This window comes from Arthrobacter globiformis NBRC 12137 (genome assembly GCF_000238915.1).
GTDB lineage: Bacteria > Actinomycetota > Actinomycetes > Actinomycetales > Micrococcaceae > Arthrobacter > Arthrobacter globiformis.
The window spans coordinates 21,799-45,368 of sequence record NZ_BAEG01000035.1 but is presented as its reverse complement, the minus strand read 5'-3'; the positions used below and the strand labels follow the sequence as shown (position 1 = coordinate 45,368).

Here is a 23,570-nt window from a genome sequence, read left to right as displayed (position 1 = left end):
CCTCGCAAGCTCGGCCAGGGAACCCGGCGGTCGTGGCCCCAGGCCCAGCAACCGCGTTACATCCATTCAAAGGAGTTTGGAAATGACCACAGCAGCGCACCTCCCCTCGGGGAAAGTCGACCAGAGCAAAGTCCGGAAGGCCGCCGTCGCAGGCCTCATCGGCACCACCCTCGAACTGTATGACTTCGTCATCTACGGCACCGCCTCGGCCCTCGTCTTCAGCAAACTGTTCTTCCCCAACGTCTCCCCCGCAGCCGCGCTGATCGCCAGCTTCACCACCTTCGCCGTCGGCTTCCTCTTCCGTCCGCTCGGCGGCGTCTTCTTCTCCCACTTCGGCGACCGTCTCGGCCGTAAGTGGATCCTCGTGGTCACGCTGCTCCTGATGGGCGGCGCCACACTGGCCATCGGCCTGCTTCCCACCTTCGACCAGATCGGCCTGCTAGCCCCGATCCTGCTGTGCGTATGCCGTGCCGCCCAGGGCTTCGGCGCCGGCGCCGAACAGTCCGGCGGCGCAACACTGCTCACCGAATCCGCAGCCCCCGGCACGCGGGGCAAGCTCGCCTCGCTGATCATGGTCGGCGCCGCCGCCGGCACCGCCCTGGGCGCGCTGGTGTGGATCGCCGCCCAATCCCTGGCACCGAACGACATGCTGACCTGGGGCTGGCGGCTCGTCTTCCTCTCCAGTATCTTCGTCACCATCGCCGCCCTGGTCATCCGGCGCAAGCTCGACGAATCCCCCGTGTTCGAAGAGATCAAGCAGGCCCGCACCGAGCCGCCCGCCCCGCTCAAGGAAGTCGCCAAGCACGGCAAGGCCAACGTCCTGCGCGTCATCCTGATGAACTTCGGCGTCAGCACCCAGTCCTACACCATCCAGGTCTTCATGGCCTCGTACCTGATCACGGTTGTCGGCACGGACCCCAAGTTCATCCCGCCGGTACTCCTCATCGGTGCACTCTGCGGCGGCGTCGCCGCCGTGTCCTTCGGAATCCTGTCCGACAAGATCGGCCGCCGGCGCGTGGTCTCCGTCATCACCGGGGCACTGATCCTCTTCCCGGCACCGGCCTTCATGCTCCTGACCACCGGCTCCCCCGTGGCCATCGTGCTGGTGATCATCGTGGGCTTCATGCTGGCCTGCCAGGGTGTGGTGGGTGTGCACATGAGCTACTTCCCGGAGATCTTCGGCAGCCGCTACCGCTACGCCGGCGTCACCCTGGGCCGTGAGTTCTCCTCCATCATCGGCGGCGGCATCGCGCCGATGGTCTGCGCCGGACTGCTGGGCCTGTTCAGCAACTCCTGGATCCCTGTGGCCATCTACATGTCGCTCACCATGCTCGTCAGCTTCATCGCCACGCGGCTCTCACCGGAGACCGTCAACCGCGACCTGACCGACCCCGAGGACGCCGGCCGTGCCGACGTGGTCGCCACCCCTACGGTGGCGGCTGAGCTGGCCGCCGCCCGCACAGTCAAGTAACACCCAGTGCACGACGGCGGCACGCTGCCGCCGTCGTGCAGTGTCAGTTCCGCTGTACAGCACTTCCACCGCAAAGGAATCCCATGCTCCGCCTCGAAAACCCCGGCACGGCATCCCGGCCGTTACCCTCCGCAGTCCTCCGCGACACCAGGGCCGTGGCTGTCCTCCGGGCCAGGCACGCCTCGGACTACGCGCCGGTCGTCGAGGCGCTGCAGCGCGGCGGCGTACTCAGCATCGAACTCACCCTCAGCACACCCGGTGTCTGGGAGGAACTCCCGCTCCTCCAGGAGCGGTTCGGGGACTCCGTCGAGATCGGCGTCGGAACGGTCACCGAAGCGGCGGAAGCTGAGACCGCCCTCGACCTGGGTGCCGCCTACATTGTCACGCCCGTGACCGACCCGGGAGTCATCAATGCCTGCGTTAGCCGCGGCGTTCCGGTATACCCGGGCGGCCTGACCCCCACCGAACTGCACACCGGCTGGAAACTGGGCGCCACCGCAGTCAAGGTCTTCCCCGCATCCACGGTCGGCGCCGGCTACGTTTCACAGCTTCGCGGCCCGTTCCCGGACATCGAGGTCATTCCGTCCGGCGGAGTCAACATCGAGGACGTGCCGGCCTGGATCAGGGCCGGCGCACTTGCCGTCAGCCTCGGCGGGCCGCTCCTGGGCGACGCCTGCAAGGGCGGCGACCTGCAGGACCTCACAGTCAGGGCACGGCGCCTGCGCAAGCTGATAGACCAGACCGTCGAGCAGCTAGGGGCGATCAAGTGAAGCCGGCACCGTACGTGCTCACGTTCGGCGAGACCATGGCGCTGATGCGTGCCGACCAGGTCGGCCCGCTCCCGCACGCCTCCACCATGAGCCTGGGCATCGGCGGCTCCGAGTCCAACGTCGCCATCGGCCTCCAGCGGCTCGGCGTGCAGGCCGTCTGGTGCGGACGCACAGGATCGGATGCGCTTGGCGAGTTGGTGGGGCGCGAAATCCGCGCCGAAGGGGTGGACGTCCGCATCGCCGTCGACCCCTCCGCCCCCACCGGCCTGATGATCAAGGAACGCAGGACACCTGCCACCCAGCGCGTCAGCTACTACCGGGCAGGCAGTGCCGGCTCGCGGATCGCGAGCACAGACATTGACGAACAACTCATCGCCGGGGCCGGCCTGCTGCACGTCAGCGGCATCACCCCCGCCCTCTCCCCGCAGGCGGAGGCAACCCTTAGGTATGCCGTCGACGCCGCGAGAATCCATGGAGTGCCGGTGTCCTTCGACCTCAACTTCCGCAGCAACCTCTGGTCGGCCGAAGAAGCAGGAGGCATCTACCGGAACATCATCCCGCTCGCCGACATCGTATTCGCCGGCGACGACGAGGCCGCGATCGCGGTAGGTGCCGGTGAACCCGAGGAACTTGCCCGGAGAATAGCGGCACTGGGACCAAGCGAGGCGGTCATCAAGCTCGGCGCCGACGGGGCCCTTGCCCTGATCAACGGCGCACTGTTCCGGCAGGAAGCAATCACCGTCGACGCCATCGACACCGTCGGAGCCGGGGATGCATTCGTTGCCGGCTACCTCGCCGAATACATCAGCGGCCGCGGACCCCAGGACCGCCTCAGCACCGCCGCCGCCACCGGCGCCTTCGCCTGCCTTGTCCCCGGCGACTGGGAGGGCTTCCCCCGCCGGCACGAACTCCCGATCCTCCAGACGCGTGAGCCAGTCAGCCGGTAACAGCCCCTGACCATGGGGACAAGCCTCAAACCTGGCCTGGCAGCGGCCCACCAAGCTTCCCCCGGCCAGACGAGTCCCGCCGCAGCTGCGGGGAACTTTCCTAAAGGGCGCGAAGCTCGGAGCTAACGCCGTTGTCGTCCACGCCGCATGGGTTCCCCACGGGCCGAATAGCTCCGCAGGGGGTCCTGCAGGGGGCCTCAGGCTGACCGCCACCGGACGAGCCGAAGGACAAAGCCCCGCTATCGGCACGCAGGACGCCGACCAGGTTCTGGCGCCCAAGACCGAACGGCTGACAACCTCCTAGCCCTCCAGGACTCCGTTGCAGAGACGGTCGACTACTTCGGTGAGCATGGCGAGCCCGGCCACGATGTCCTCGTCGGTGGTGTATTCGTGCTCGTTGTGGGAGGCCTGCGACGTGGATTTTGTCTGGGACAGGACGTTCGTCCACGGCCACAGCAGCTGCGTCGCCGTCACCCCAGAGATAGGCCTCTCCCTTGCCGAGATCGAACGCTCCGAGGACTCAGCCACGATGTCGGCGTCGAGCTTGCGGCGGCACTCAGGGCGGACCAGTATCCGGAGTTCGGCGCCCTGCTCCAGGAGCTCTCGCGACATCATGCCTCCGAGGGATCCCGTGGCGCCGATCAGCAGCACTGTCTTGGACGCCGCTTGATCCTGGGGTGGAGTGATCACGAGGCGGCCGTGCTCGGGCGGTGCGCAATGTTGAGGCCGTCACGGCCGGGTCGCTTCTTGGTGCGGCTCCTTTAGGGCGCGAGTGATTCGAGCTGGGCCAGGAGGTAGGCCAGGGACCATTCCAGCCTAGAACGGTCCATCCCGGGGCGCACAGTGAGCTGGAAGCCGGAGAACGCGGTGACCAGAGCGCTAGCCGCGGCCCGGGCGTCGACTGAGGCGGGCACGGTTCCGGCGTCCTGGCTGGCTATGCTGGTCTTGGTTGAACACGGATCGAATCCTATCTGGACGTGCCGGGCCGGTCGGGACGTTCCTGTCCCAGCTCCAAAAGGTTGATGTCGACCCGGCCCCTGGTGCCTGGCTTCGGAGAGTCGCGCCGCTTGCGGAGTTGGGTGGCCCGGTACTCGTCACGGGCGAGGTTGAATGTATAGAGCGTCACGAATCCGGCAAAGCCTATTAGCCACAGGGCTCCCCAATCCGGCAGCCCGCCCTCCCATAGAGGACGCTGGAAAAGCCACAGGCCGGCGATCAGGACTAGCCCCGAAAAGACCGTGATGATCCCCATGCCCCACCAGGTACTTACCTGAGCCTGTCCGCTCCCGGGCGTGAACCCGATCTCGTCGGCCGGGTAGCTGTGCAGCTCGCCGGTGTTGGTCGTGCGGAGCACCCGCTTCTCACCGGCGGCGACAGCCTTTTTGTGTTCGGCGTACACGGCATCCTCGCGCCGCATACGCTCACGGTCGTAGACCATATTCAGTCTTCCTGTCTATAAAGCGGACCAGGGTCGGGGACCCGGTTTCTTCATCCCGTTTCTACGTTGCCCGGCCGCCCTAGAGCCGGAGCGTGACGCCCTCGGCCGTGCAGGTGCCGGCATTAGCGAAGACGGCGTCCCGGACGGCGTCCTTGGATGCCTGCTCAGGCTGGCCACCGTTTTCGGCCGCCGCCGAGTGGTCCATTGAGAGAGCGCTCAGGGACGCAAACAGGCCTGTCAGGTCCCCTGAAACCGTGTCTTTTGCGTCCTGCGCCTTCAGGTAAATGTCCTCGTAGGCGTTCGGGTCAGTGCCGGAAAGGGCCTCGTACTCGGCGTAGAGCGCGTTGAATGTCTCGCAGGCCTCCTTCACGCTGCCAGTCGTGGATGTCGGGGATGATTCTGAAGGCGATGGCTGTGTGGTGACGGCTGTCTCCGTAGGTATGGAGCTGGGCCCGATGGGTTCTTTGGGGGTTGAGGCGCATGCCGTCAGGCCGGCGACCGCTCCGATGACTGCGGCGGTGAAGATTCGCTTCACGATCGTTCTCCTGGGTTTTCTCTTAGGGGTGGGGTTTTTTGGCTCGCGGAGCGGGAAGAGCCGATGAACCAGAACGAGGCAGGGGGTAAGTCTTCAAAGTCCGCAGTATCCAGGTGCAAATCAGGCCTCAACGCTGAGTAGCTTGTTCCTCATTTTCCTTACGGAGCGTCACGGAATACGGAAAATAATCCAGGGTCATCTGGATGCGGGGATCCGGGTGCTCCCGGAACCATCCGTAGGCGCGGTCATCGTCCGCCGTCCACCAGGGCTTCGGCAGCCCGCTGCGCTTCCGGGCGTTGCGCCCCTGCCACTCTTCGGTGACGTTGAAGTATCCCTGGAGGACTGCGAGGCCGAAGAGGAGCCCGAAGAACACCATGACCAGTCCCATGATCGACAGATTGAAGAGCAGAATGACCCCAAAGGCCAGGGCGAACAGCGACGCCGGCAGGGCAATCAGTACCGTGAGCAAAATGCTGAAGTAGAAGGAACGGATCAGGTTGTGGTCGCCGCCGCCCGAGCTGGCACCGATGCCCCACTCTTCCTTCGTGTACGCGTAGATGGTCGTGCCTGTCTTTGCGTATCCGTAGTAGTACGGGCGATTGATGACCCGCTGATAATGCTCGTCGGTATTCTTATCCCCCATGGCACCAACTTTATCGGGTGTCATGGCGGGTTCAGTTCCTTGGATCGGCAGCCAGTCACGGAATAAATGAGGCCATCGCGGTTGGGTTCAGACCAGCTGCCTGCCCCATATACCGGTAGTGCCGTCGCGGGACACCGGCGGACACCTTGGCTGGTGCGGGATTTGAGGCCTCTATTGCAGCAACGCCGATGGGGACCAAGGACCGTTCAATCCTCGCTTCAGTACTTACAAAAACCATTCCGGAAATGATTCCTCGGGAAGCCTCGCTGGCTGGCGGGTCTGAAGCGAGGATGAACAGGGCAGTCCTCGACGCACGTTCTACGATGTATTCGACCTGCTCCAGGCTCAGCCCCTGCACCTTCAACACAGCACGCTGAACGTAGGGAAGGCCGGTCGCTTCCACCAGGTCAGCGAGCTGCCGTTGGTTGGTCTTCGCGGGCGATTGCAGAGCACCGGTGGCACTGTCCCAGGACCAGCCCGGAAGATGGTTTGCGAGCCACTGCTTCTGTTTGCGGCTCAGCTGGTGGAAAACTTATGCGACGTCCGGAGCTCCCGTGTTTCCAGAACCTCGCTTGCGAGCCTTGCTGGCTACATTTGCGTTTGTTCCACAGCACATCCCCGGAAGCGACGGTCCTGGCTGCTGCGTGGTTCGTCTTGTGGGGCATGGTGAGCCGTCCCAGATCCGGGACAGCAGGTACGGCTGCGGGTGCCTTGCGCTTTTCGCACCGGCTGAAATGCCGGTTGCTGCTCATGGGCGATGCATCCCCTCTGAAGCTCCAGGTGACTGTCGATGGATGGGTCGCGGGGCGTCTGCACTGCTCTTCTCAGAGACGACTGGGACACCGTCATGGGAGTCTCTGTCCGACAACCAACAGGCCGGCGGGTAGCTGGTGCCACTCGCGAAACGATGCCTCCAGGGGCACCCCAGCGACGCGAAGCGTTGGTGGGGCAAGAGACCGCCACAGTCCCGAAGGAATCCGACCACGGATTGTTCTCCGATCGGCAGCGGAAAGGCATCGCCCGGGCCAAGCAGCGCAGCGCTTACAAGGGGCGGCAGAAGACGCTCACACCTGATATGGCGGCTGAGCTGGTCCAGCGGGCAGCCAACAGAATTCCGAAATCCGTCCTCGCCAGCCAGTACGGCATAGGCCGGGAGACTGTATACCCGTACCTTCGCCAGGCCAAGCTCTCCTGCCCCCCTACCCTCCTCGCTGCTGTCAGGTCCCCATACCGAGGTGCGCGCCCCCTGCCACATCCAGGGTTACGCCCGTGATGTAGCGGTTGTCCGGGTCGGCCAGGAATAGGATCGCGCGGGCGACTTCGTCTGGTTCGGCGAACCGGCGCATGGGAAGCTGTGCTGCCCGTTTCGCCCTGTTCGCGGCTGCGTCCGGGCCGGAGTCTTTTGCGAATTGGGCCCACATGGGGGTGTTGACCGGGCCAGGTGCGATGGCGTTGACCGAGATACCGTTGGGACCGAGTATCTGGGCGAAGGACCACATGATATGAAGCACGGCAAGCTTGCTTGCGTTATAGGACAGATAATTGCTGCGGGCTTCCTTGGCTGCCACCGAGGAGAGGATCAGAATCGCGCCGGCGGTACCGGAGCTGATCATTGACTGTGCCGTTTCCCGGACCATTGAAAACGTGCCGGAGGCGTTGATCCGCATGATGGAGTCGAATTCCTCCGTCGTTGTCTCCATGATCTCGGGCGTGGCGCCCAGGACTCCGGCGGCGTGAACGAGGGCGTCGATGCGGCCGTACTTGGCTGTTGTCTCGCGGACGACGGCGGCGCATTGCCTTTCCGAGGTGACGTCGAGCGGGAAGAAGTCTGCCAGCGCTTGGCCCTCCTTGGGGGCCCGGTCGGCGCCGACGACCACGGCGCCGGCGGCTGTGAGTGCATCGACGAGCGCATTGCCGATGCCGCCGCTCGATCCGGTCACCAGAACGACCTGGTCTTTGAGGCTCATTTGAAGATTCCGTTCCTGTGCTGGCTGATGTGCTGCTCCCCGGGTGGTGGTTTGCGAGTGGCTCGTTTCATCTTCGGAGGTCCTTACATGGGGTGTTTGTTGGGAGGTGTGGCGTGCCTGCGGTCGTCGCTACTGTCATGAGGGTGCCTCGCACCTGCATGCTTTCAAGCCCGGGCTGAATGCCGTCCGCAGTCCAGGGCGCAAACACTGTTTATTTGGTGCTGCTGGTAGCGTGGCTTGCCCATTGCCGGCCTTCTTGTTCTTCTGTGGGCAGTCCGGAGGCAGCGAGGATCCGGTCCAGCAGCCGCTGGGTATGGACGGCTTCGCGACCGGAGGTCAGTGGCTGCGCCCGGTCAGCGACCCGGTCCAGGAAATGGTGGACGGCAGTGGAGAACCCTAGTGTGTCGGTCGCTGTTGCCCAGCCGTAGGCCTCGGCGCTGAGCTCGCGTGAGGTGGTGACCCCCCTGACGGTGGTCGACACTGTTTCGGGAGCGCGGACCTCCACGGTCTTGCCGTCGCCGTAGGCGTCCAGTTTCTCGTTCCAGGCACCTGCCGTTCGGGCAGCCATGAGGACTCCTGTGTTGCCGGTGTCAAAGCGAATCATGGCTGCGACGCCGTCTTCCTCCCAGGAATCATCACCGGCTGCGTGCGCGGCCACGTCCACGGGTTCACCGCCGCAGTACCAGCGGAGCAGATCGACCATGTGAATGGCGTTCTCGAACGTTGCACGGTATTCCGATCCGGGGCGGTTCTTTTGGGCGACGCAGAATGTAGCGCCTTTCGCCCCGAACACTTCCCGGCCGGCGGTGTAGACGGGTGCGTAGCGGCGGTTGAAGTCGACCATCAGGATGCGGCCGCGTTCCTCGGCGAGGTCCGCCAAACGCTCGGCTTCTTCCGTGGCGGGGGCCAGGGGTTTTTCGCAGAACACGTCGACGTCATTATTCAGGCACAGCTGGACCGCATGGGCGTGCTCGGACCGGGGTGTGAGGACGAACACGGCGTCCAGATCCTGCGCGTCCAGCATGTCCTCCAGTGACCGGTAGGCGGCGCCGAAACCCCAGCGCCGGACCAGGTTGCCGGGGTCCTCGCGGCGGGAGACCAGGGCTGCCAACTCGACATCATCGCGTTGTACGAGTGTGGGCAACTGGGCAATGGTGGCGATGTTTCCCGCGCCGATGACGCCGACGCGAAGGCGCTGGCCGTTCATCGGGCGTTCTCCATTTCTGCAATTTCCGTGAGCATCCCGCGCAGTGCGGCCGCGGATTCCCGGAATCCGTCCTCGGGGGTGGGAAGGTCTTGCGGGTGCCAGCGGTACTCGTACTCGATGCTCAGCAGGTCATCGTAGCCGTGGCGCAGCAGGGCCGCGAGGATCTGGGGCCAGGGAAGGACGCCGGTGCCGATGACCCGGGAGCGTACGGCGCGCTCAGATGTGTTGACGCGGGCTGTTTCCGTGGCGCGGAAGGCTGCGTTGGGGTCGGTGAAGACGAGGTCTTTCGCGTGGACGTGACCGATGAGGTCGCCCTGGACAGCAAAGGCTTCCTCGAATGATTCGTCGTGGGTGAAGGTGAGGTTGGCCTGGTCGTAGAGAACTCGGACGGCCGGGTGGGCTACCTCCCGGACGAGCGCGGCGGTTTCTGCCCCGGTCTGGGTCATGGTGCCGAAGTGGTTTTCCACGCACAGCCGCACGCCGGCCTGTTCGGCCTCGGGTGCCAGGGTCTGCAGCGCCTCCCGCAGTTTCGCCCATCGCCGGTCGTGATCAGTGTCGCCCGGGTGCCAGGACCCGGCATACACGCGTACGCGGTCGGCGCCGAGCAGATGGGCGGTTTCAATCGCGCCACGGAATTCGTCGACTCCCCCGCGCCACTCTTTCTCGTCCAGGGCATTGATGGCGGTGGTGTAGGGGGTGAGGCCGATGATGGGCAGGCCCTCGTCCTCGGCCGCCTTCAGTGCCTCCAGTGCGGCGCGCCGGTCGCCCTGAGGCAGGCCTGAGGTGTAGCCGTCCTGGTAGATGACTTCGGCGGCATCGAGCCCCGCGGCCCGGAAAAGCTTCAGTGCCTGGGGGACCGTATGGTCCGGAGTGCCTAGTGTGTGACCTGCAAGCCTCATTGTTCATTGTCCTTCCGGGAAGTGTCGTGTGTAGCTGTCCAGTCCGCTGGACCGACGAGCCGAGGTGGGGATGCGACGCGGGAGCGGTCGACGATTTCCATCAGCAGCCCCCAGGGGGTGATGAAGTAGGTCCAGCGGTTGCCGGCCACGCGCGGGCTGTCGCCGGCGACTTCCTTGCGTTCTCCGAGCACCCGGACCCCGGGGGTTTCCTGCAGCACTGCGACCGCTTCGTCGACGTCGTCCACTACGAAGCACAGGTGGTGCCCACCGGCGTCGCAGTGCCGGGGCGGGGTTTCCCGCCGCTCGGCGCTGCGCCACTCGAACAGCTCGATGTTCAGGTTCGGGGGCAGGCGGAGCATGGCGAGGGTGAGCCGGGCGTCGGCGGGGACGTCGAAGTTGGTGGGCATGAACTCGGGGTCGGGTCCGCGCTGGGAGCGGTACAGCTCCTCGGCGCCGAGCACCTCGACGAAGAACCTGATGGCGTCTTCGAGGTTCGGAACTGTCAGGCCGACGTGGTCGGTGTGCCGCAGCCCGGGCAGCCGCCGCAGGGTTCCTTCGTTGGCCGCGGTCATTTGCGCGGTCCTGCGGTGGAGGCGCGCATCAGAAGTTCAGGTTCCAGGACGATGTGCTCCACCGAGCCGTTCAGGTTCTGCTTTTCTGCCAGTTCGATGGCGATGTTTCCCATGTCGTCGATCGGCTGCCGTACGGTGGTCAGGGGCGGGTTGAACCGGGCGCCCAGGGCCAGTCCGTCAAAGCCGATGACCGAGACGTCATCCGGCACGCGGATGCCGTTTTGTCCCAGGGCCGAGATCACCGCGAAGGCGACCATGTCGTTGGCGGCGATAATCGCCGTCGGTGGATTCTCCATCTCCAGGTAATGCTGTGCCGCGCGCGCTCCTGCGTCCGGATCGGAGCCGCTGTCCAGTACCAGGGGCGTGCTGTTGCCTTCGGCTGACAGCTCCAGGTAGGCGTCCATCCGGTCCTGGGCGGTGTGGGTGCCAGCGATACCGGAAACGTAGCCGATCGAGGTGTGCCCCAGAGAATGCAGGTGGTCCAGGGCCAGCATGATGCCGCGGCGGCTGTCGACGGTGACCGTTGGAACCGAGGAGTCGCCTTCCACACGGTCGATCACCACCACCTTGTGGCCGAAATCGAAGAGCTTGAGGGCCTCGGTGTCGACTTTCGTGGAGGGCGCGACGATGCCGAAGGGCGCGTACATGGCCTGCATCGCGGTGAAGTATCCGTCGGTCTTGGCAGGGTCCCCGTTCGTGACGCAGAGCAGCAGCTGGTAGCCGCGCTCGTCCGCGGCCTGCGTCATGGTCTTGGCAAGTTCGGCAAAGAACGGGTTGGTGATGTCAGGGACGATCAGCGGGATGAAGGTGCTGGTCTTTCGGCGCAGTGCCTGGGCGAGCGGGCTCATGGTGTAGCCGAGACCTTCGGCGACGCGGAGGATGTGTTCGCGGGTTTCGCTTTTCACCGCTTCAGGCCGGGAGAATGCCCTGGAAACTGTTGAGCGGTGGACACCGGCCGCCTTCGCGACAACGTCAATACTAAGGTCGGCCATCTTCTTTTCCTCCGTGCTGGTTGTCGTATGCCTGCCAAATGGGGCGCATCACATCTTCGAGCTGAGCCAATGTCGGCAGGCCCCGGAATCCATCTTCCAGCGTCTGTGCGACGCGGCGCACGAACGGATCGTAGAGGGGATCACTATCCACCTCGATCACGGCGGTCTCCGTCGAACCATCCAAGGCTGTGAAGGTGGCTGAACCGTCCGAGTTGACAGAGGCGAATCCCGCAGCGCCCGCCGACGTGTAGCTGCAGTACCGCTTCAACGGCGAACCCGGGAAGGCGTAGCCGACCTCCACGATGGCTTCACGCCCGTTCGGGGTGGTGATGATGAGGCTGGCATGGTCCTCAAGAGCCCCGCCGTGAAGGGCCGACGAGAGCCGCGACTCGATAGCCGCCGCTGGCTCGTCACAGGCCTGCAGGAACAGGTCAACGAAATGCGGTCCCAGATTGGCCAGGCACCCGCCCCCTGCAGTGGCAGGGTCCAGCATCCAGGGATTGCCGTTAGCCAGGTAGCGCGAGGGCGGTCCGGCGATAAAGGACATCCTCTGGTACGTCGGCCGGCCGGCCTTGGCCAGCCACCGGTCGACGGGGCCGTTCCGCTGAACGAGCGGAACCGTCGCGGCCACGCCGGCCGCTTCCGCAGCCTTGCGCACCTGGGAAAGTTCCGCCAGGGAGGTTCCCAGCGGCTTCTCCACCACGAACGGAATCCCGCGCTCAATCAGGGCAAAACACTTTTCCGCCATGCCATCGTGCGGGCCGAAGACATAGGCAAGCCCCACACCGGGCAGATCCACCAGGCTCCGCCAGTCAGCCTCCACGGGAGCGTTCCACGCCCTAGCCAGACCCTGGACGAACGACACGTCCTCGTCACTGACACCAACGACCTGGTGTTCTTCGCCGATCGCCCGCGTACAGAGCGGGACGTGCCAGTGCGAAGCACCAAGGATGATCGTTCGAGTTTTACTCACCCTGCCAGCCCCTTTGCTAAGTAGGAGTTCGATTGTTTGCTCAGCATGAGATCGGTTGCTGAGATCGGTTGCAATAACACTATGGATGGTGGGAGAGTTTGTCAACGACACTTCAACAGTGGCTCAGGGACGCTCGGTGATGAGCCGACCGTCCGGGTCAGAAGAAAGGCCAGCAATGTACAAAAAACTTCGCACCCTGCAGACCATCGACGAATCCGGCGCCGTCCTCATCGTCCGGCTCGAGAACGCTGACGTGGCAGAACGCGTGGCGGAAGCGGCGATCGCCGGGGGTTTTCGCGCACTGGAAATCACGCTCTCGATCCCGGGCGCCGTGGACGTGATCCGCCAGCTCTCCGCCAAGCACGGGCCTAACGGAGTAGCGGTGGGAGCCGGAACAGTTCTGGACGAGCACTCAGCCTACGAGTGCATCCGGGCCGGCGCCGACTTCCTGGTCAGCCCCCAGCTGAACCCGGCAATGATCCGGACCGCGAACCGGTACCAGGTGCCGACAATCAGCGGCGCCTACACACCCACTGAGTTCGTCAACTCCGCAGAGGCAGGCGCTGACATCCTCAAGCTCTTCCCCACCGAAGCCGGCGGTATCCCCTACGCCAAATCAGTTCTCGCCCCGCTCGCACATCTGCCGATTATGCCGGCAGGCGGCGTGACCGTAGAGAACGTCGGCGAATGGTTTGCGGCCGGCGTCGCAGGTGTCGGCGTCGGCAGCTACGTGACCAAAGCATGGCAGCCGGACGGCGACTTCTCCCGCGTCACCGAGGCCGCCAAAGAGTTCCTCTCAGCAGTGGCAGAGGCACGCCAATGACAGCCCCGAAAGTCTTCATTGTCATCGGCCCTGCCGGCTCCGGGAAAACGACCATTGCCCAGCAAACAGCAAGAGAGCATGGTGCTGCATATCTGGATAAGGACCGGATCTGCGGCCGCCTTGTCGAGTTTGCACTGGAGGCAGCCGGACACGACCCCACAGACCGGGAATCCAATGACTTCTATCGGGAAAATCTGCTGCCCCTGGAGTACGAGACACTCATGGATGTAGCCGGAGTGAACCTGCGCCTGGGACGATCGGTCGTACTTGATGCACCCTTCGGTGCCTACTTCGCCATGCCGGACTACCTGACACGCGCCGCGGAAGAATTCCACTGGCCGCCCTCGGAGACCACAGTGGTGCGGGTACAGGTCCCCCAGGATGTCCTCCGGGGGCGACTTCTTGAGCGGGGACTCGAAAGAGACCGATGGAAACTTGCGCATTGGGACGAGTACTGGGCATCCTACGGCAGCCTGGACTGCACCTGGTCCGGAGTCCGATTCCTTAATGTCAACAATGAGAAGTCCCTGCGAATTCAGGGATGACTTTCAGGTCCGGTCCGTTTGGAGCGGGCCCCGCTTGCCCTCTCGCCGCGCGCTGGCCAAAGGTTTGCACCGCCGTCCTTTGAACTGAAAATGACCGTTGACAGGGCTCACCCGCCTACATATCGTTACTTGCAACCGATCTCAGCAACCGATCTCAACGATGCGATTTACGGCAATCGATCTCATGAATGGCCAGAGCAGCCCGTACGCCCCCGGGAGTTTGCCGCCAGTCATACCTCGAAGCGGGACACAGGCGGACAAAGGCCCACCCACCACGTCGCTTCGGTTACCCCGAATATTCCAATACCCTTACCCAGCAAACGTGAAAGTTTGGAGAGTTCAATGAAGACCTCAAAAGAAGCCGTCAGCAGTCCCGACCCTTCGGGCCTTCCCGAAGTGTCTGAGCCCCCTCGCCGCACCGTCAATATGGTGGCGGGCACGATCGGCCACTTCGTGGAGTGGTACGACTGGTACATCTACGGGCTGCTGGCAGCGGTGTTCTCATCGCAGATATTTCCAAGCGATTCCCCGTTCGCCTCCCTTATCGCAGCACTGCTCACCTACGCGGTCGGGTTTGTTGTACGCCCGCTCAGCGGAATCATCATCTCCCCGCTGGCCGACCGCTTCGGCCGACGGCTCATCCTGACCTTGTCAATCTCAGGCATGGCGCTTGGTGCTTTGATCATCGGCCTCACACCGTCATTTGCGACGATCGGTTACGCAGCACCGATTCTCTTTCTGGTTGCACGCATCCTCCAGGGAATCTCGGCCGGCAGTGAGGCGCAGAGCGCCATCGCATTCATGGTCGAACACGCTCCCGCGAACCGCAGGGGCCTGTTCGGTTCGTTCTCCAACATGGCAAGCGGCTTCGCGACCCTCGCCGCCACCGGCGCCGCGGCAATGGTGACATCATCCTTCACTCCAGCAGACCTCGCCGCCTGGGGTTGGCGCATCCCGTTCGTCGCGGGAGGCATCCTCGGCGTCGTCGGCCTTATCCTGAGGGCCCGGGCGGAAGAGACCCCCGAGTTCGAGGCAACTGCCCTCGTTGACCAAAAGTCCGCGCCGGCACGCCTGATGGACCTGCTTCGCGAACACCCGAAGGCGCTGCTGCAGGCAGCAGCGCTCTCAGCCCCGGCCGTCGCCTACTACACCTGGGCCACCTTCCTCCCCACCTACGCCAAGCTGACCACCGGCCGAGACCTGTCCTCGACGCTGGCCGGCAGCGTCATCGGACTGGCCCTCCTCGTTATCATCGTGCCAATCTGCGGCGCGCTCTCCGACCGCCTCGGCCGACGCAAAATCTTCCCCATCATCGGCGCCATCGGCATGATCGTCCTCTTCTACCCCTTGCTCCTGCTGCTGAACCAGCCGGGCTTCGGTGTTTACGTTCTGGTATCGGCGTCCGGTTGGGTGGTTCTCGGTATCTGGCAGTCCGTCTATCCGACCATCCAGGCCGAACTGTTCCCGGCTGCGGTACGGGTATCGGGCATCGGCTTCGCACACCAAATCGTCATAGCCGTCTTCGGCGGCACCGCGCCACTGATCGCCGCCGCGTTTGTCGGCGCCGGACAGCCGATGCTGGTCGCGGTCTACATGATCGCCATTGTCGCCCTCTGCCTCGTCGTCTACTTCACGCTGCCGGAGACCGGCAACCGCGGTGACCGTGTCACGGTGGCGCTTGCTGACCCTGAGGTACTTGAAGGCGAACACCTGGTCTCGAGCACATCGCCGGCCATCGACGGGGCTAAGCGTTCCCGGTAGGCCCGCCGGTACCAAGTAAGCCGTGGCGGCTCGACGGGGCAGAAGGGGCATGTCTGCCCCGGGTCCCTTCGAGCCGCTTGGCTCGCGCTTGCGGTCCCCTACTCAGGATCGAAATTCACAGTGCCTTATGACTGAAACACTTTTCTCCATCGGTGAAGAACAGAGAGGATGCCTTCAAGTGAACCAAATGATCATTAACACATTTTCCTATCTATGGTCATCTACGGCCATTGATGCGATAGCTGAATTGGTCGACAACGGGTATAAAACCTTTGAAGTTCCGGTCAGCTCGCCTCATTGCTGGCCTGATGAAATATCCGGCTCAGAGCGTACGGCAACTCATGCAAGACTCAATGAATACGGTGCCAAAATCAGATCACTGAACGCCGGTGGATATGACGTCAACTTGGCCAGCCCCGGCGCCAATATGCGCCGCAAAAGCATCGAGCACATCAAATCAGTGATCGACCTGGCTGCAGCCTGGGATGTCCCCGAGGTTGTGATCTCCCCCGGCACAAGACGCCCGATGATCTCACCTTCACTCGAAAAAACCTACGGGTGGATGTACGAGAGCCTGGAGAATCTACTTCCACTGGCCAAACAGGCCGGCACGCGACTTCTCTTCGAAAACACTCCCTACTGCTTCACCCCTACCATCCAGGATCTGGCGGGCGTCGTAAGCACTATCAACGACGAAGCAGTCAAGATTGTGTACGACGTCGCCAACGCTGCCTATATCGGAGAAGATCCCGTAGATAGTTTGCTCTCATACCATGAATCCATTGGGTTGGTGCATATTTCTGATACGGGCACGGAGACCTGGGGCCATGATCCAATCGGCACGGGAGTGATCGACTGGAATGGATTGGGCAACGTCGTCAGAGAAACGTGCGGCGTCAATAACGTAGTTCTTGAGATCATCCGCGAAGACAACCCTGTGCAGGAATTCAAGAAAGCGATGCAGGATCTCAGAAATCAAGGCTGGGAACTGGGAACTTAACTTCCAGCATTGGAGGTTGCGGCGTATCTGCCGAGGATTTGTTTCAAATAATGAAATCGGGTTTCGTTGCGAATTGCGCTGTAAAACGGATCTGAGTTTGCAGTCCATGGACTCCTATCAAAAATGGTGTCAAAAAAGGATTATCAAGAGAATCCCTGATAAAAGGAGAGTGTGCAATGAGAGCACTGGTCAGTGGCGGAAGCAGCGGCATAGGCGCGTCTACCTGCGTGAGAATCGCAGAGGCGGCTCTGGCCCGGGGCGTGCACCCTATGATTGCTGTGGGTGGACACGGAGCGAACGGCAACCAAGAGCAAGTCGTTCGTACAATCCAGTCAATGGGAGGTACCGCCATCGCACTGGCGGGCGATCTCGCTGACCCCGACGTGCCAGGTCAACTCGTGGAGGCTGCCGTAGCCGAGTTCGGTGGCCTGGACGCCTTGGTAGCAAACGCCGGAATCGCTAACCCAGGCGCCATCTGTGACGTGTCCCTTGAGGACTGGGACAACATGTTCTCCGTCAACCTCCGCGGCGCGTGGCTTCTAGCCAAAGCAAGCTACCCGCACTTGCAGCAGAGCCGCGGGTCCGCCTGTTTCACCTCTTCCATGTCTGGTCAGCTGCCACATGCCGGATCAGGTGCTTACAGCCCCAGCAAGGCTGCATTGACAATGCTGGCCCAAACACTCGCGTTGGAATGGGCACCTGACGGAATTCGTGTAAATGTGGTTTCCCCGGGCATGACTCATACACGGATGACCGAGAAAATGTATGCCGATCCCCAAATCAAGAAGGCCAGGGAAGATATCATCCCGCTGGCAAGAATTGGAGACCCCACGGACATTGCCAACGTCATCGAATTTCTTGTGAGTCCGCTATCGGGTTATGTCACCGGGCAGGACATCTGTGTCGATGGTGGCTTTTCCAAGTCTATTCTTAGCCATATTCCTGGTCGACCCAGCTCCATATCTTGAAACCCGATCTGTACCGGCACCCCCGACAGTGATGCAGCACGAGCCCCCGAACAGACGCAGCCCGCACCGCACCGCCGGGGAAGGCCGACGGCGCGGGGGCCTCGGACCTGCCCTCCTGCCAGTGATTCGCTGCGCAGGCCGACCAATGTCCGCAGCCGCACCCTCAGGGCAGGAGATTTTCCGTCCATAACTGTTCATGGTTGCCGTCGGCGTCGACAACATGACACCGCGGCTTTCTTCTCGATATCTGGAAGCGAGGTACTGCTGCTTGGCTTTTCCTTCATGTCTCTTCATTGCCAGCCCGTTGGATGAGTGCATGACCGGAACAGCGTCAAGTTGTGGTGTACTTCAACTCGATCGGGCCGCCGGGCGAGAACGGTAAGCATCATGAGTGCACATTGTGCACACCCGTGGGCGGACACCACCGAAGAACGCGTGACCCGAACCTCGCTGAGCGAGGACCGGACTGCCACGGCGAAAGCCGGTCGAGCGTCTATGCGGCCAACACCGAAGCGGGCGACCTGCCGTGGCTGTCGAACGGCATCCACTCTGGCGATGCACCGGCGGGCGGCGCTGCAGGGCAAAAGGCACCATGAACCTCACGTGCTTAGAATACTGACATGCCTACACGTGTTCACGAGTTTGCCTGGCCGGATCGGGTCGTCGTTGGCACCATTGGCCTTCCAGGCGCGCGCACGTTCTACCTGCAGGTGCGCGCAGGGACACAGATCGTGAGCATTGCCCTGGAAAAGCAGCAGTCGGCCCTGCTCGCGGAGAAGATCGACGAAATTCTCGACCAGCTCATCACCATCGAGAACAACCCCTTCAGCGTTCCCACGAGCACTCCCATTGAACTTGTCGACAATGACCAGCTCGAGGCCGTTCAGGAGCAGTTTCGGACCGGCGCCATGAGCTTAGGTTGGGACCCAACGACGGCCCAGGTCGTAGTAGAGGCCTACCCCATCACCGATGTCGATGCTGATGACCACGACGAATCCCCTGATGAGGACGGCCCTAACGCGACCGAAATGCTGCTGGTGCGGATGCCGGTCGGCACGGCCCGCGCATTCGCCAAGCGTACCCGTGAGGTCGTGGGCGCCGGGCGTCCTATCTGCTCGCTCTGCGGCTACCCCATAGACGCCGACGGGCACATCTGCACCCTTCCAGAGGCCGGAGGCCAGCCCCGGACCTTGTGACCGCCGAGCTGACGATCACCCGCCGGATCACGACGGCATCAAACGCTACATTCCTGGGCACCATCGGTGACATAGTCGCGGACGTAGCCTCCTTCCCCATTGGGCATTACCCAGGGTGCGCCCGTCATGCAAAAATCCCGGAGGCCGGGTGCCATCCTGGTGGAACCATGCTTCGAATTACTGACATGAGCAAGGATGACAAGCAGAATCTGCGGTACTGCGATTTCTACTGCTTTATGTCGCTGGCGGACTTTTCAACATGGGTAGAAGCAGAGGACTTGGCCGAGCCGGAAATCTCCTATAAGTGACGAAGTACCGTGATTATTTGCATCCAATGCAAGATCAGGGCCTGAGTGATGGGAGACAACGGTTGGTCGAACGTTGCCCGCTGGTGCGATACTTGGCGGTGCCATCGCAGCAGATTACCGGATGACACTTCTCTCTTCTGTTGCCCGCTTGAAGTGCACCCCAACACGACACCGCTGCTGACATGAGCTTCCGTACCGGCATTGGGCTGAATGTCACTTGCTAGTACGTGAAGTCAGATGCGGAATGGGTTGATCCCTGCCCTGCCCGTGGCTGCTGACGTACGGGAAGAGCATCGATTTTGACCAAGGCGCGGTGCACCGCGACGAGAATCATGATGTACCCGGCCAGCGCGAGGAGTGAACCAACGGCAGCGATGATCAAACCGATTACCAATCCCCCGCGATTTACGTTTCCGCCATAGAGGGCAGCGATGTTTGGGACGGCGATAACTGCTCCGAGCGCACCGAGCACTGGGCCACCAATGGCCATCAGAACTCCTGCCTGAAAGATCCCTGCTGAACGCGCGAACCCCATCATTCCCCCAACCAGATATTCGTGACTAGGGACAGATTACAGTTGGTATCGATGCGCCTTGTCATGCTTGGTATGAACAAATTCCGACAGGGCTGCCCCCGGTCAGCCACAGGCTCGTTGCAGGTCGACGGAATCGCAATTATCGGCGCTTTAGTGAGCTGTCTGGATGGGCTACTCAACTGACGAAAAGACATTGGCCGGGACAAGCTGCTGCAGCAATAAACTCGAGGACTGCCGGCGCCCGCGACAAAATCGGCGACACCGTCATGTGAGTATCACCTGCGCCCCGACGATACCGGTAACCCGGCGCAGCGCTGAGCAGGCGCGAACCAGTCCCTCGCCCCATGCCTCCGCTAGACGCGATCGTCGTGGAGAAACGTAAAACTGTTCTGCTTCTCGGTTCAGCTGATCGTGTATGTCGACCGTTTTAGGCCGTTGTTGAGGAGCGGCGTGTGGCCCTGAAAGCCTTGATGCAAGGGCGGGCAGTCTCGTAACCCTAGGGTTGTGGGACGCTGTTGGGGCCGTTCCAACGCAGGCTCTGCGGGAGGACGCGAATTATGGCTGGGACAACGCTCGCAGAACACCGGCACCCAGGCGGTAAAGTCAACGGGCGAAAGGCAAAGACCAGCATTGAATACTGGCTGTCATACTGTCTGCCATGACGATCGGATTGAAATTAAGTCTGGGATTCGCGGGACCCGGTGGGCATCGTGTCACCTTCGGGGATTTGCAGCGCTTCGTGAAGCGGGCGGAGGCCGGCGGTGCTACCGCCGCGGACGAGCTCTAGATCGACAAGGACGAGAACGATGAAACCACAGGGTTCTCGCTTCACCTTAGCCCGGACTCCTGACGCGGGTACTCAGAGCTTGGCTACACCCTCGCCCGGGCCTCCGGGAACCACCCGCCTGCCGGGCTGGTGCTGACAGACTGAGGATATGGCAAGGGGAACTCTTCGCATATTTCTGGGCGCGGCGCCGGGCGTGGGCAAGACTTTCGCCATGCTGCAGGAAGCCCATCTACTCGTGGCCAGCGGCCGGGACGTGGTTGTTGGCGTTGCCGCGGATCATGGGAGACGGGAAACCCGGGGCCTTGTGACAGGTCTTGAGGTCGTTGCGCCAGGTCGGGCGGACCCGCACGGCGTCTGGGCGCAGGAAATGGACGTGGACGCGGTGGCGGCCAGGCGCCCGGAAGTTGCTGTGGTGGATGAGATCGCTCATACCAACATGCAGGGGAGCCGGAATGAACATCGGTGGCAGGACATCGAGCTGCTGCTGTCCGCCGGCATTGATGTGCTCTCGACTGTCAGTATCCAGCACCTCGCCTCGTTGAGCGACGTAGTATCCGCGATAACCGGGCAGCCCCCGGGGGAGACTGTTCCGGACGCGATTGTGCGCCGGGCGGACCAGATTGAACTCGTGGACATTGCCCCGGAGCTTCTCCTGGAGCGGTTGTCGGCCGGAAACATTTATCCGGCGGAGATGATTGACGCTGCTCTCGCTAACGAATTCCGGCTCGGCAACCTTTTCGCGCTGCGTGAGATCGCGTTGATTTGGTTGGCCGACAGAGTGGACGAAGGCCTGACGAAGTACCGGGCCAGCGAGGGCATCACGGCGACGTGGCCGGCACGTGAACGGATCGTTGTCGGGCTCACGGGCGGCCCGGAAGGCGAGGGCATCATCCGCAGGGCGTCCCGGATCCTGTCCCGGGTGAACGGCGGGGATCTCCTGGCCCTTCACGTGCGCCGCCCTGAAGCGCAACCGGGGGAGGCATCGCAGGCGCTGGCGGCCCAGCGCCAGCTGGTCACGGATCTGGGTGGCAGCTGTCACACCGTTGTCGGCGAGGACGTGGCCGAATCCCTGCTGGAGTTTGCCCGGAGCGTGAACGCAACGCAGATCGTTGTGGGCGTGTCGCGCGGCGGCTTCGCTAGCCGTCTTCTGGGCAGCAGCGTGGGCTCTCAGGTCGTGAAGGGGGCCGGAGACATTGACGTGCACATGGTGTCCCATGCTCTGGGCGCCCGGGCGCTTCCTGGAGCGCCTTCGTTCGCATTGGGCAGGGTCCGGACAACGGCGGGGTTCATCCTGGCTGTGCTCCTCCCGGTCCTGGTCACCCTGGTGATGTCGCTGGCCCCGGACCTTAACTTGGCGACCCACGTGCTCGTCCATCTCACCGGGGTGATCGTGGTGGCATTCGTTGGCGGTCTGTGGCCGGCTGTGCTGGCGGCTGTCTTGGACTCGCTGCTGTTGAACTACTTCGAGACCGAGCCGGTCGGGACGTTCAGTATCAGCGACCCGCAGAACGTGTTTGCTTTGCTGGTGTTCCTGTTCGCGGCGGTATCGGTCTCCCTGCTCGTGGGCCTCTCGGCCAAGCGGGCCAGGGAGGCTGCACGGGCCCGGGCGGAGTCGGCGACCTTGGCTGATCTGGCCCGTGATGCGCTGGTCGCGGATGACTCCGTGGAAGCATTTCTGGACAAGGTTCGGGAAACCTTTCAGGTTGAGGTTGCTGGGCTGTTGCAGGCTGTGGCCGAAATGGATCGGGAGGTCCAGCGGCATCCCCAGCACATGCTCGCCCGGACGGCTCTCGCCAACTATGGGAATTCCTTGGACCTCGAACGTATCCGGACTAGCGTAGCGCGAACGCTGGGAGGAACGGCTGGTACGCATTACATCGTTGGTGCCCTACACCTTGCCCATCTGGCAAACGCCTTCCCGCAGACCCTGTCCGGCATTCAGCGGGCCCTCCTGTTGGCCCCGCTAGCGGCCGCCGAAATGCTCATAGAGGCAGCGGATGACACGTCATCGAAGGCGCAACTAGCGGCATGACATTATGCCTTCAGATTATGAGGTGACCTTCGTTGGCTGGATCTACAACCGCGCTGTACGGTCAGTCTGTCCAGATGCTATCTGGCGGCCATCCGGAGCGACTGCAGCAGCGCTCCGGGCAGTACTGTCTGCCTCGTTATGAGGTTGCGAACGGGTTCTGTCAGTACGTGCGAGGCAAGGACTTGCTTCGCACGTGGCATTCCGCCGCCAAGCCTGGCTCCGCGCAGTATCGGCTGGACCTCAGATGCCGGCAGCATTGACGTTGCCTGGCAGGTCCCGGCAGTTGCCTCTTCCGCTGTAATCGACGCTTGCACGAAACCGAAAATGGCAACCGCTGCTATCAGGGTCACGGCCGCCAGCACTGCTCTAAGCACACGGGCGCTTTTCCGCAGTTCCGCCGCTTGCCTCTCTGCCGCTTCCTGCTTATCTCTCGCGGCCTTTAGGTCGGCTTGTTTCGCTGCGACAATTCGATCGTTCTCCCGTCGTCTGGAGGTGATCAGGAAACTCCGCACATTCTTTAGGCGGTTCCTGAAGGCGGGCTTCGAGGCCAGCGACTCTGCGCCGGTCAGCCGGGCGCCCTCCAGTAGCCAGGCGTGTCCCCGACCGCTGCTCTCCCATGCCGCTGCGGCGCGTTCAAGATTGTCGGCTTCCTTCAAATCCTCCCGTTCAGTTGCCAGCCACTGGGCCAGCTCCTTCCACTGGCGCAGCAAACTCTCAAGCGCCACCTCAACAACGATCTCGCCGCCCCGTACATCTTCAATCAGCAAACGCCTGGCCACTAACGTGTCAATCAGCGGACGGGCCTGCGCCGGAAGATCCACCAGACGTGCCACCCTGCGCGTTGGCTGATCATTGTCGGGGTTTATGGTGGCCAGCCATGGAATAAACGCCGAGTGCAGGTTCGCAAGCTGGGACTCACGCGCGATGGGGTCACGTGCGAGCACGGCGTCGATTTCGGTCTACGCTGCTCATGCCGCCAATGGCCTCGTATCCGTCCAAGGTCAGCTCACCGGCGCCCTCGAAGTCAGCGTACAACCGGGCCAGGGTCAATGAGAGCAGCGGCAGAGTGTCCGCGCCCTCGGCGGAATCAGCCAGAAGCCGTTCAGTTAGATCAGGCTGCACCCGCAGGGGCCGTCCTGCCGCCGTGGACCGTGCGGCGGGTCCGAGGATAACCTCCTTGAATTGGGCAACGGGCATCGGC

Annotated in this window: 25 protein-coding genes and 1 pseudogene; 12 read left to right on the top strand and 14 right to left on the bottom strand. The window is 62.9% G+C overall.

The features are described from left to right. Positions 1–82 precede the first annotated feature (82 nt). From ARGLB_RS05660 to ARGLB_RS05650, 3 genes are all read left to right on the top strand, one after another. The gene (locus tag ARGLB_RS05660) at positions 83–1,471 is read left to right on the top strand and encodes an MFS transporter (protein ID WP_003799937.1); all 1,389 of its coding nucleotides are present in this window, start codon (positions 83–85) and stop codon (positions 1,469–1,471) included. An 83-nt stretch (positions 1,472–1,554) separates the two neighbouring features. Next, a complete protein-coding gene (locus ARGLB_RS05655) occupies positions 1,555–2,241 on the top strand; it encodes a bifunctional 4-hydroxy-2-oxoglutarate aldolase/2-dehydro-3-deoxy-phosphogluconate aldolase (RefSeq protein WP_003799935.1) in 687 nt (228 codons plus the stop codon). After that, the gene (locus ARGLB_RS05650; RefSeq protein WP_003799933.1) at positions 2,238–3,188 is read left to right on the top strand and encodes a sugar kinase; all 951 of its coding nucleotides are present in this window, start codon (positions 2,238–2,240) and stop codon (positions 3,186–3,188) included. Before ARGLB_RS05655 ends, ARGLB_RS05650 begins: the two co-directional genes overlap by 4 nt. Positions 3,189–3,488: 300 nt before the next feature. Here ARGLB_RS05650 and ARGLB_RS05645 read toward each other — a convergent pair whose 3' ends face one another. The 5 genes from ARGLB_RS05645 to ARGLB_RS05630 all read right to left on the bottom strand — a co-directional run bounded on the left by ARGLB_RS05645 (position 3,489) and on the right by ARGLB_RS05630 (position 5,804). Beyond that, positions 3,489–3,878, bottom strand: coding sequence for a Rossmann-fold NAD(P)-binding domain-containing protein (locus ARGLB_RS05645; RefSeq protein ID WP_003799930.1), 390 nt, complete (start codon positions 3,876–3,878; stop codon positions 3,489–3,491). A 71-nt stretch (positions 3,879–3,949) separates the two neighbouring features. After that, complete coding sequence (locus ARGLB_RS23520) at positions 3,950–4,102, bottom strand: hypothetical protein (protein ID WP_003799928.1); 153 nt, start codon at positions 4,100–4,102, stop codon at positions 3,950–3,952. Between the two features lie 53 nt (positions 4,103–4,155). Further along, a complete protein-coding gene (locus ARGLB_RS05640) occupies positions 4,156–4,626 on the bottom strand; it encodes a hypothetical protein (protein ID WP_003799926.1) in 471 nt (156 codons plus the stop codon). Positions 4,627–4,705: 79 nt separating this feature from the next. Further along, complete coding sequence (locus tag ARGLB_RS05635) at positions 4,706–5,161, bottom strand: hypothetical protein (RefSeq protein WP_003799925.1); 456 nt, start codon at positions 5,159–5,161, stop codon at positions 4,706–4,708. A 127-nt stretch (positions 5,162–5,288) separates the two neighbouring features. Further along, complete coding sequence (locus ARGLB_RS05630) at positions 5,289–5,804, bottom strand: hypothetical protein (protein WP_139023270.1); 516 nt, start codon at positions 5,802–5,804, stop codon at positions 5,289–5,291. Positions 5,805–6,798: 994 nt separating this feature from the next. On the opposite strand from ARGLB_RS05630, the pseudogene ARGLB_RS23980 reads away from it, so the two are divergent. After that, positions 6,799–7,077: pseudogene (locus ARGLB_RS23980) on the top strand (helix-turn-helix domain-containing protein); the annotation flags it as partial. Here ARGLB_RS23980 and ARGLB_RS05625 read toward each other — a convergent pair. The 6 genes from ARGLB_RS05625 to ARGLB_RS05600 form a co-directional block, all read right to left on the bottom strand. Next, the gene (locus ARGLB_RS05625; RefSeq protein WP_003799918.1) at positions 7,022–7,771 is read right to left on the bottom strand and encodes an SDR family NAD(P)-dependent oxidoreductase; all 750 of its coding nucleotides are present in this window, start codon (positions 7,769–7,771) and stop codon (positions 7,022–7,024) included. The pseudogene ARGLB_RS23980 and the gene ARGLB_RS05625 sit on opposite strands and share 56 nt — an antisense overlap. Before the next feature lie 211 nt (positions 7,772–7,982). Beyond that, positions 7,983–8,978 carry a Gfo/Idh/MocA family protein gene (locus tag ARGLB_RS05620; protein WP_003799916.1) on the bottom strand — a complete coding sequence of 332 codons (996 nt, stop codon included), beginning with the start codon at positions 8,976–8,978 and terminating at the stop codon, positions 7,983–7,985. Further along, positions 8,975–9,877 carry a sugar phosphate isomerase/epimerase family protein gene (locus ARGLB_RS05615; RefSeq protein ID WP_003799915.1) on the bottom strand — a complete coding sequence of 301 codons (903 nt, stop codon included), beginning with the start codon at positions 9,875–9,877 and terminating at the stop codon, positions 8,975–8,977. Before ARGLB_RS05615 ends, ARGLB_RS05620 begins: the two co-directional genes overlap by 4 nt. After that, entirely contained in the window at positions 9,874–10,449 is a 576-nt protein-coding gene (locus ARGLB_RS05610) for a VOC family protein (protein ID WP_003799914.1), read from the bottom strand. The genes ARGLB_RS05615 and ARGLB_RS05610 overlap by 4 nt, the downstream gene beginning before the upstream one ends. Beyond that, positions 10,446–11,441 carry a LacI family DNA-binding transcriptional regulator gene (locus tag ARGLB_RS05605; RefSeq protein ID WP_003799912.1) on the bottom strand — a complete coding sequence of 332 codons (996 nt, stop codon included), beginning with the start codon at positions 11,439–11,441 and terminating at the stop codon, positions 10,446–10,448. Before ARGLB_RS05605 ends, ARGLB_RS05610 begins: the two co-directional genes overlap by 4 nt. Continuing rightward, entirely contained in the window at positions 11,428–12,414 is a 987-nt protein-coding gene (locus tag ARGLB_RS05600; protein WP_003799909.1) for a Gfo/Idh/MocA family protein, read from the bottom strand. The genes ARGLB_RS05605 and ARGLB_RS05600 overlap by 14 nt, the downstream gene beginning before the upstream one ends. A gap of 175 nt (positions 12,415–12,589) precedes the next feature. On the opposite strand from ARGLB_RS05600, the gene ARGLB_RS05595 reads away from it, so the two are divergent. From ARGLB_RS05595 to ARGLB_RS23825, 7 genes are all read left to right on the top strand, one after another. Further along, the gene (locus ARGLB_RS05595; protein WP_003799906.1) at positions 12,590–13,237 is read left to right on the top strand and encodes a bifunctional 4-hydroxy-2-oxoglutarate aldolase/2-dehydro-3-deoxy-phosphogluconate aldolase; all 648 of its coding nucleotides are present in this window, start codon (positions 12,590–12,592) and stop codon (positions 13,235–13,237) included. Then, positions 13,234–13,782, top strand: coding sequence for a P-loop nucleotide/nucleoside kinase family protein (locus ARGLB_RS05590; protein ID WP_003799904.1), 549 nt, complete (start codon positions 13,234–13,236; stop codon positions 13,780–13,782). Before ARGLB_RS05595 ends, ARGLB_RS05590 begins: the two co-directional genes overlap by 4 nt. Before the next feature lie 342 nt (positions 13,783–14,124). Beyond that, on the top strand, positions 14,125–15,543 hold the full coding sequence (locus ARGLB_RS05585; RefSeq protein ID WP_003799902.1) for an MFS transporter: 1,419 nt from the start codon (positions 14,125–14,127) through the stop codon (positions 15,541–15,543). 127 nt (positions 15,544–15,670) lie between these two features. Then, positions 15,671–16,543: a sugar phosphate isomerase/epimerase family protein gene (locus tag ARGLB_RS05580; RefSeq protein ID WP_245531483.1), complete on the top strand. Its 873-nt coding sequence runs from the start codon at positions 15,671–15,673 to the stop codon at positions 16,541–16,543. 176 nt (positions 16,544–16,719) lie between these two features. Then, the gene (locus ARGLB_RS05575) at positions 16,720–17,511 is read left to right on the top strand and encodes an SDR family NAD(P)-dependent oxidoreductase (RefSeq protein ID WP_003799899.1); all 792 of its coding nucleotides are present in this window, start codon (positions 16,720–16,722) and stop codon (positions 17,509–17,511) included. A gap of 620 nt (positions 17,512–18,131) precedes the next feature. Further along, positions 18,132–18,707, top strand: coding sequence for an Rv2134c family protein (locus tag ARGLB_RS05570; RefSeq protein ID WP_003799894.1), 576 nt, complete (start codon positions 18,132–18,134; stop codon positions 18,705–18,707). Further along, positions 18,704–19,015 carry a hypothetical protein gene (locus tag ARGLB_RS23825; RefSeq protein WP_003799892.1) on the top strand — a complete coding sequence of 104 codons (312 nt, stop codon included), beginning with the start codon at positions 18,704–18,706 and terminating at the stop codon, positions 19,013–19,015. Before ARGLB_RS05570 ends, ARGLB_RS23825 begins: the two co-directional genes overlap by 4 nt. A 220-nt stretch (positions 19,016–19,235) precedes the next feature. Here the strand turns inward: ARGLB_RS23825 and ARGLB_RS05560 are convergent, their stop codons facing one another. Continuing rightward, positions 19,236–19,505, bottom strand: a complete 270-nt coding sequence (locus ARGLB_RS05560) for a hypothetical protein (RefSeq protein WP_003799891.1) — start codon at positions 19,503–19,505, stop codon at positions 19,236–19,238. A gap of 980 nt (positions 19,506–20,485) precedes the next feature. Here ARGLB_RS05560 and ARGLB_RS05555 point away from each other — a divergent pair. Continuing rightward, positions 20,486–22,369: a sensor histidine kinase gene (locus ARGLB_RS05555; RefSeq protein WP_003799889.1), complete on the top strand. Its 1,884-nt coding sequence runs from the start codon at positions 20,486–20,488 to the stop codon at positions 22,367–22,369. Positions 22,370–22,446: 77 nt separating this feature from the next. On the opposite strand, the gene ARGLB_RS22365 is transcribed toward ARGLB_RS05555, so the two are convergent. Both ARGLB_RS22365 and ARGLB_RS24390 read right to left on the bottom strand, forming a co-directional pair. After that, positions 22,447–23,313: an nSTAND1 domain-containing NTPase gene (locus ARGLB_RS22365; RefSeq protein ID WP_003799887.1), complete on the bottom strand. Its 867-nt coding sequence runs from the start codon at positions 23,311–23,313 to the stop codon at positions 22,447–22,449. Next, positions 23,300–23,566: an nSTAND1 domain-containing NTPase gene (locus ARGLB_RS24390; RefSeq protein WP_003799885.1), complete on the bottom strand. Its 267-nt coding sequence runs from the start codon at positions 23,564–23,566 to the stop codon at positions 23,300–23,302. Before ARGLB_RS24390 ends, ARGLB_RS22365 begins: the two co-directional genes overlap by 14 nt. Positions 23,567–23,570 lie beyond the last annotated feature (4 nt).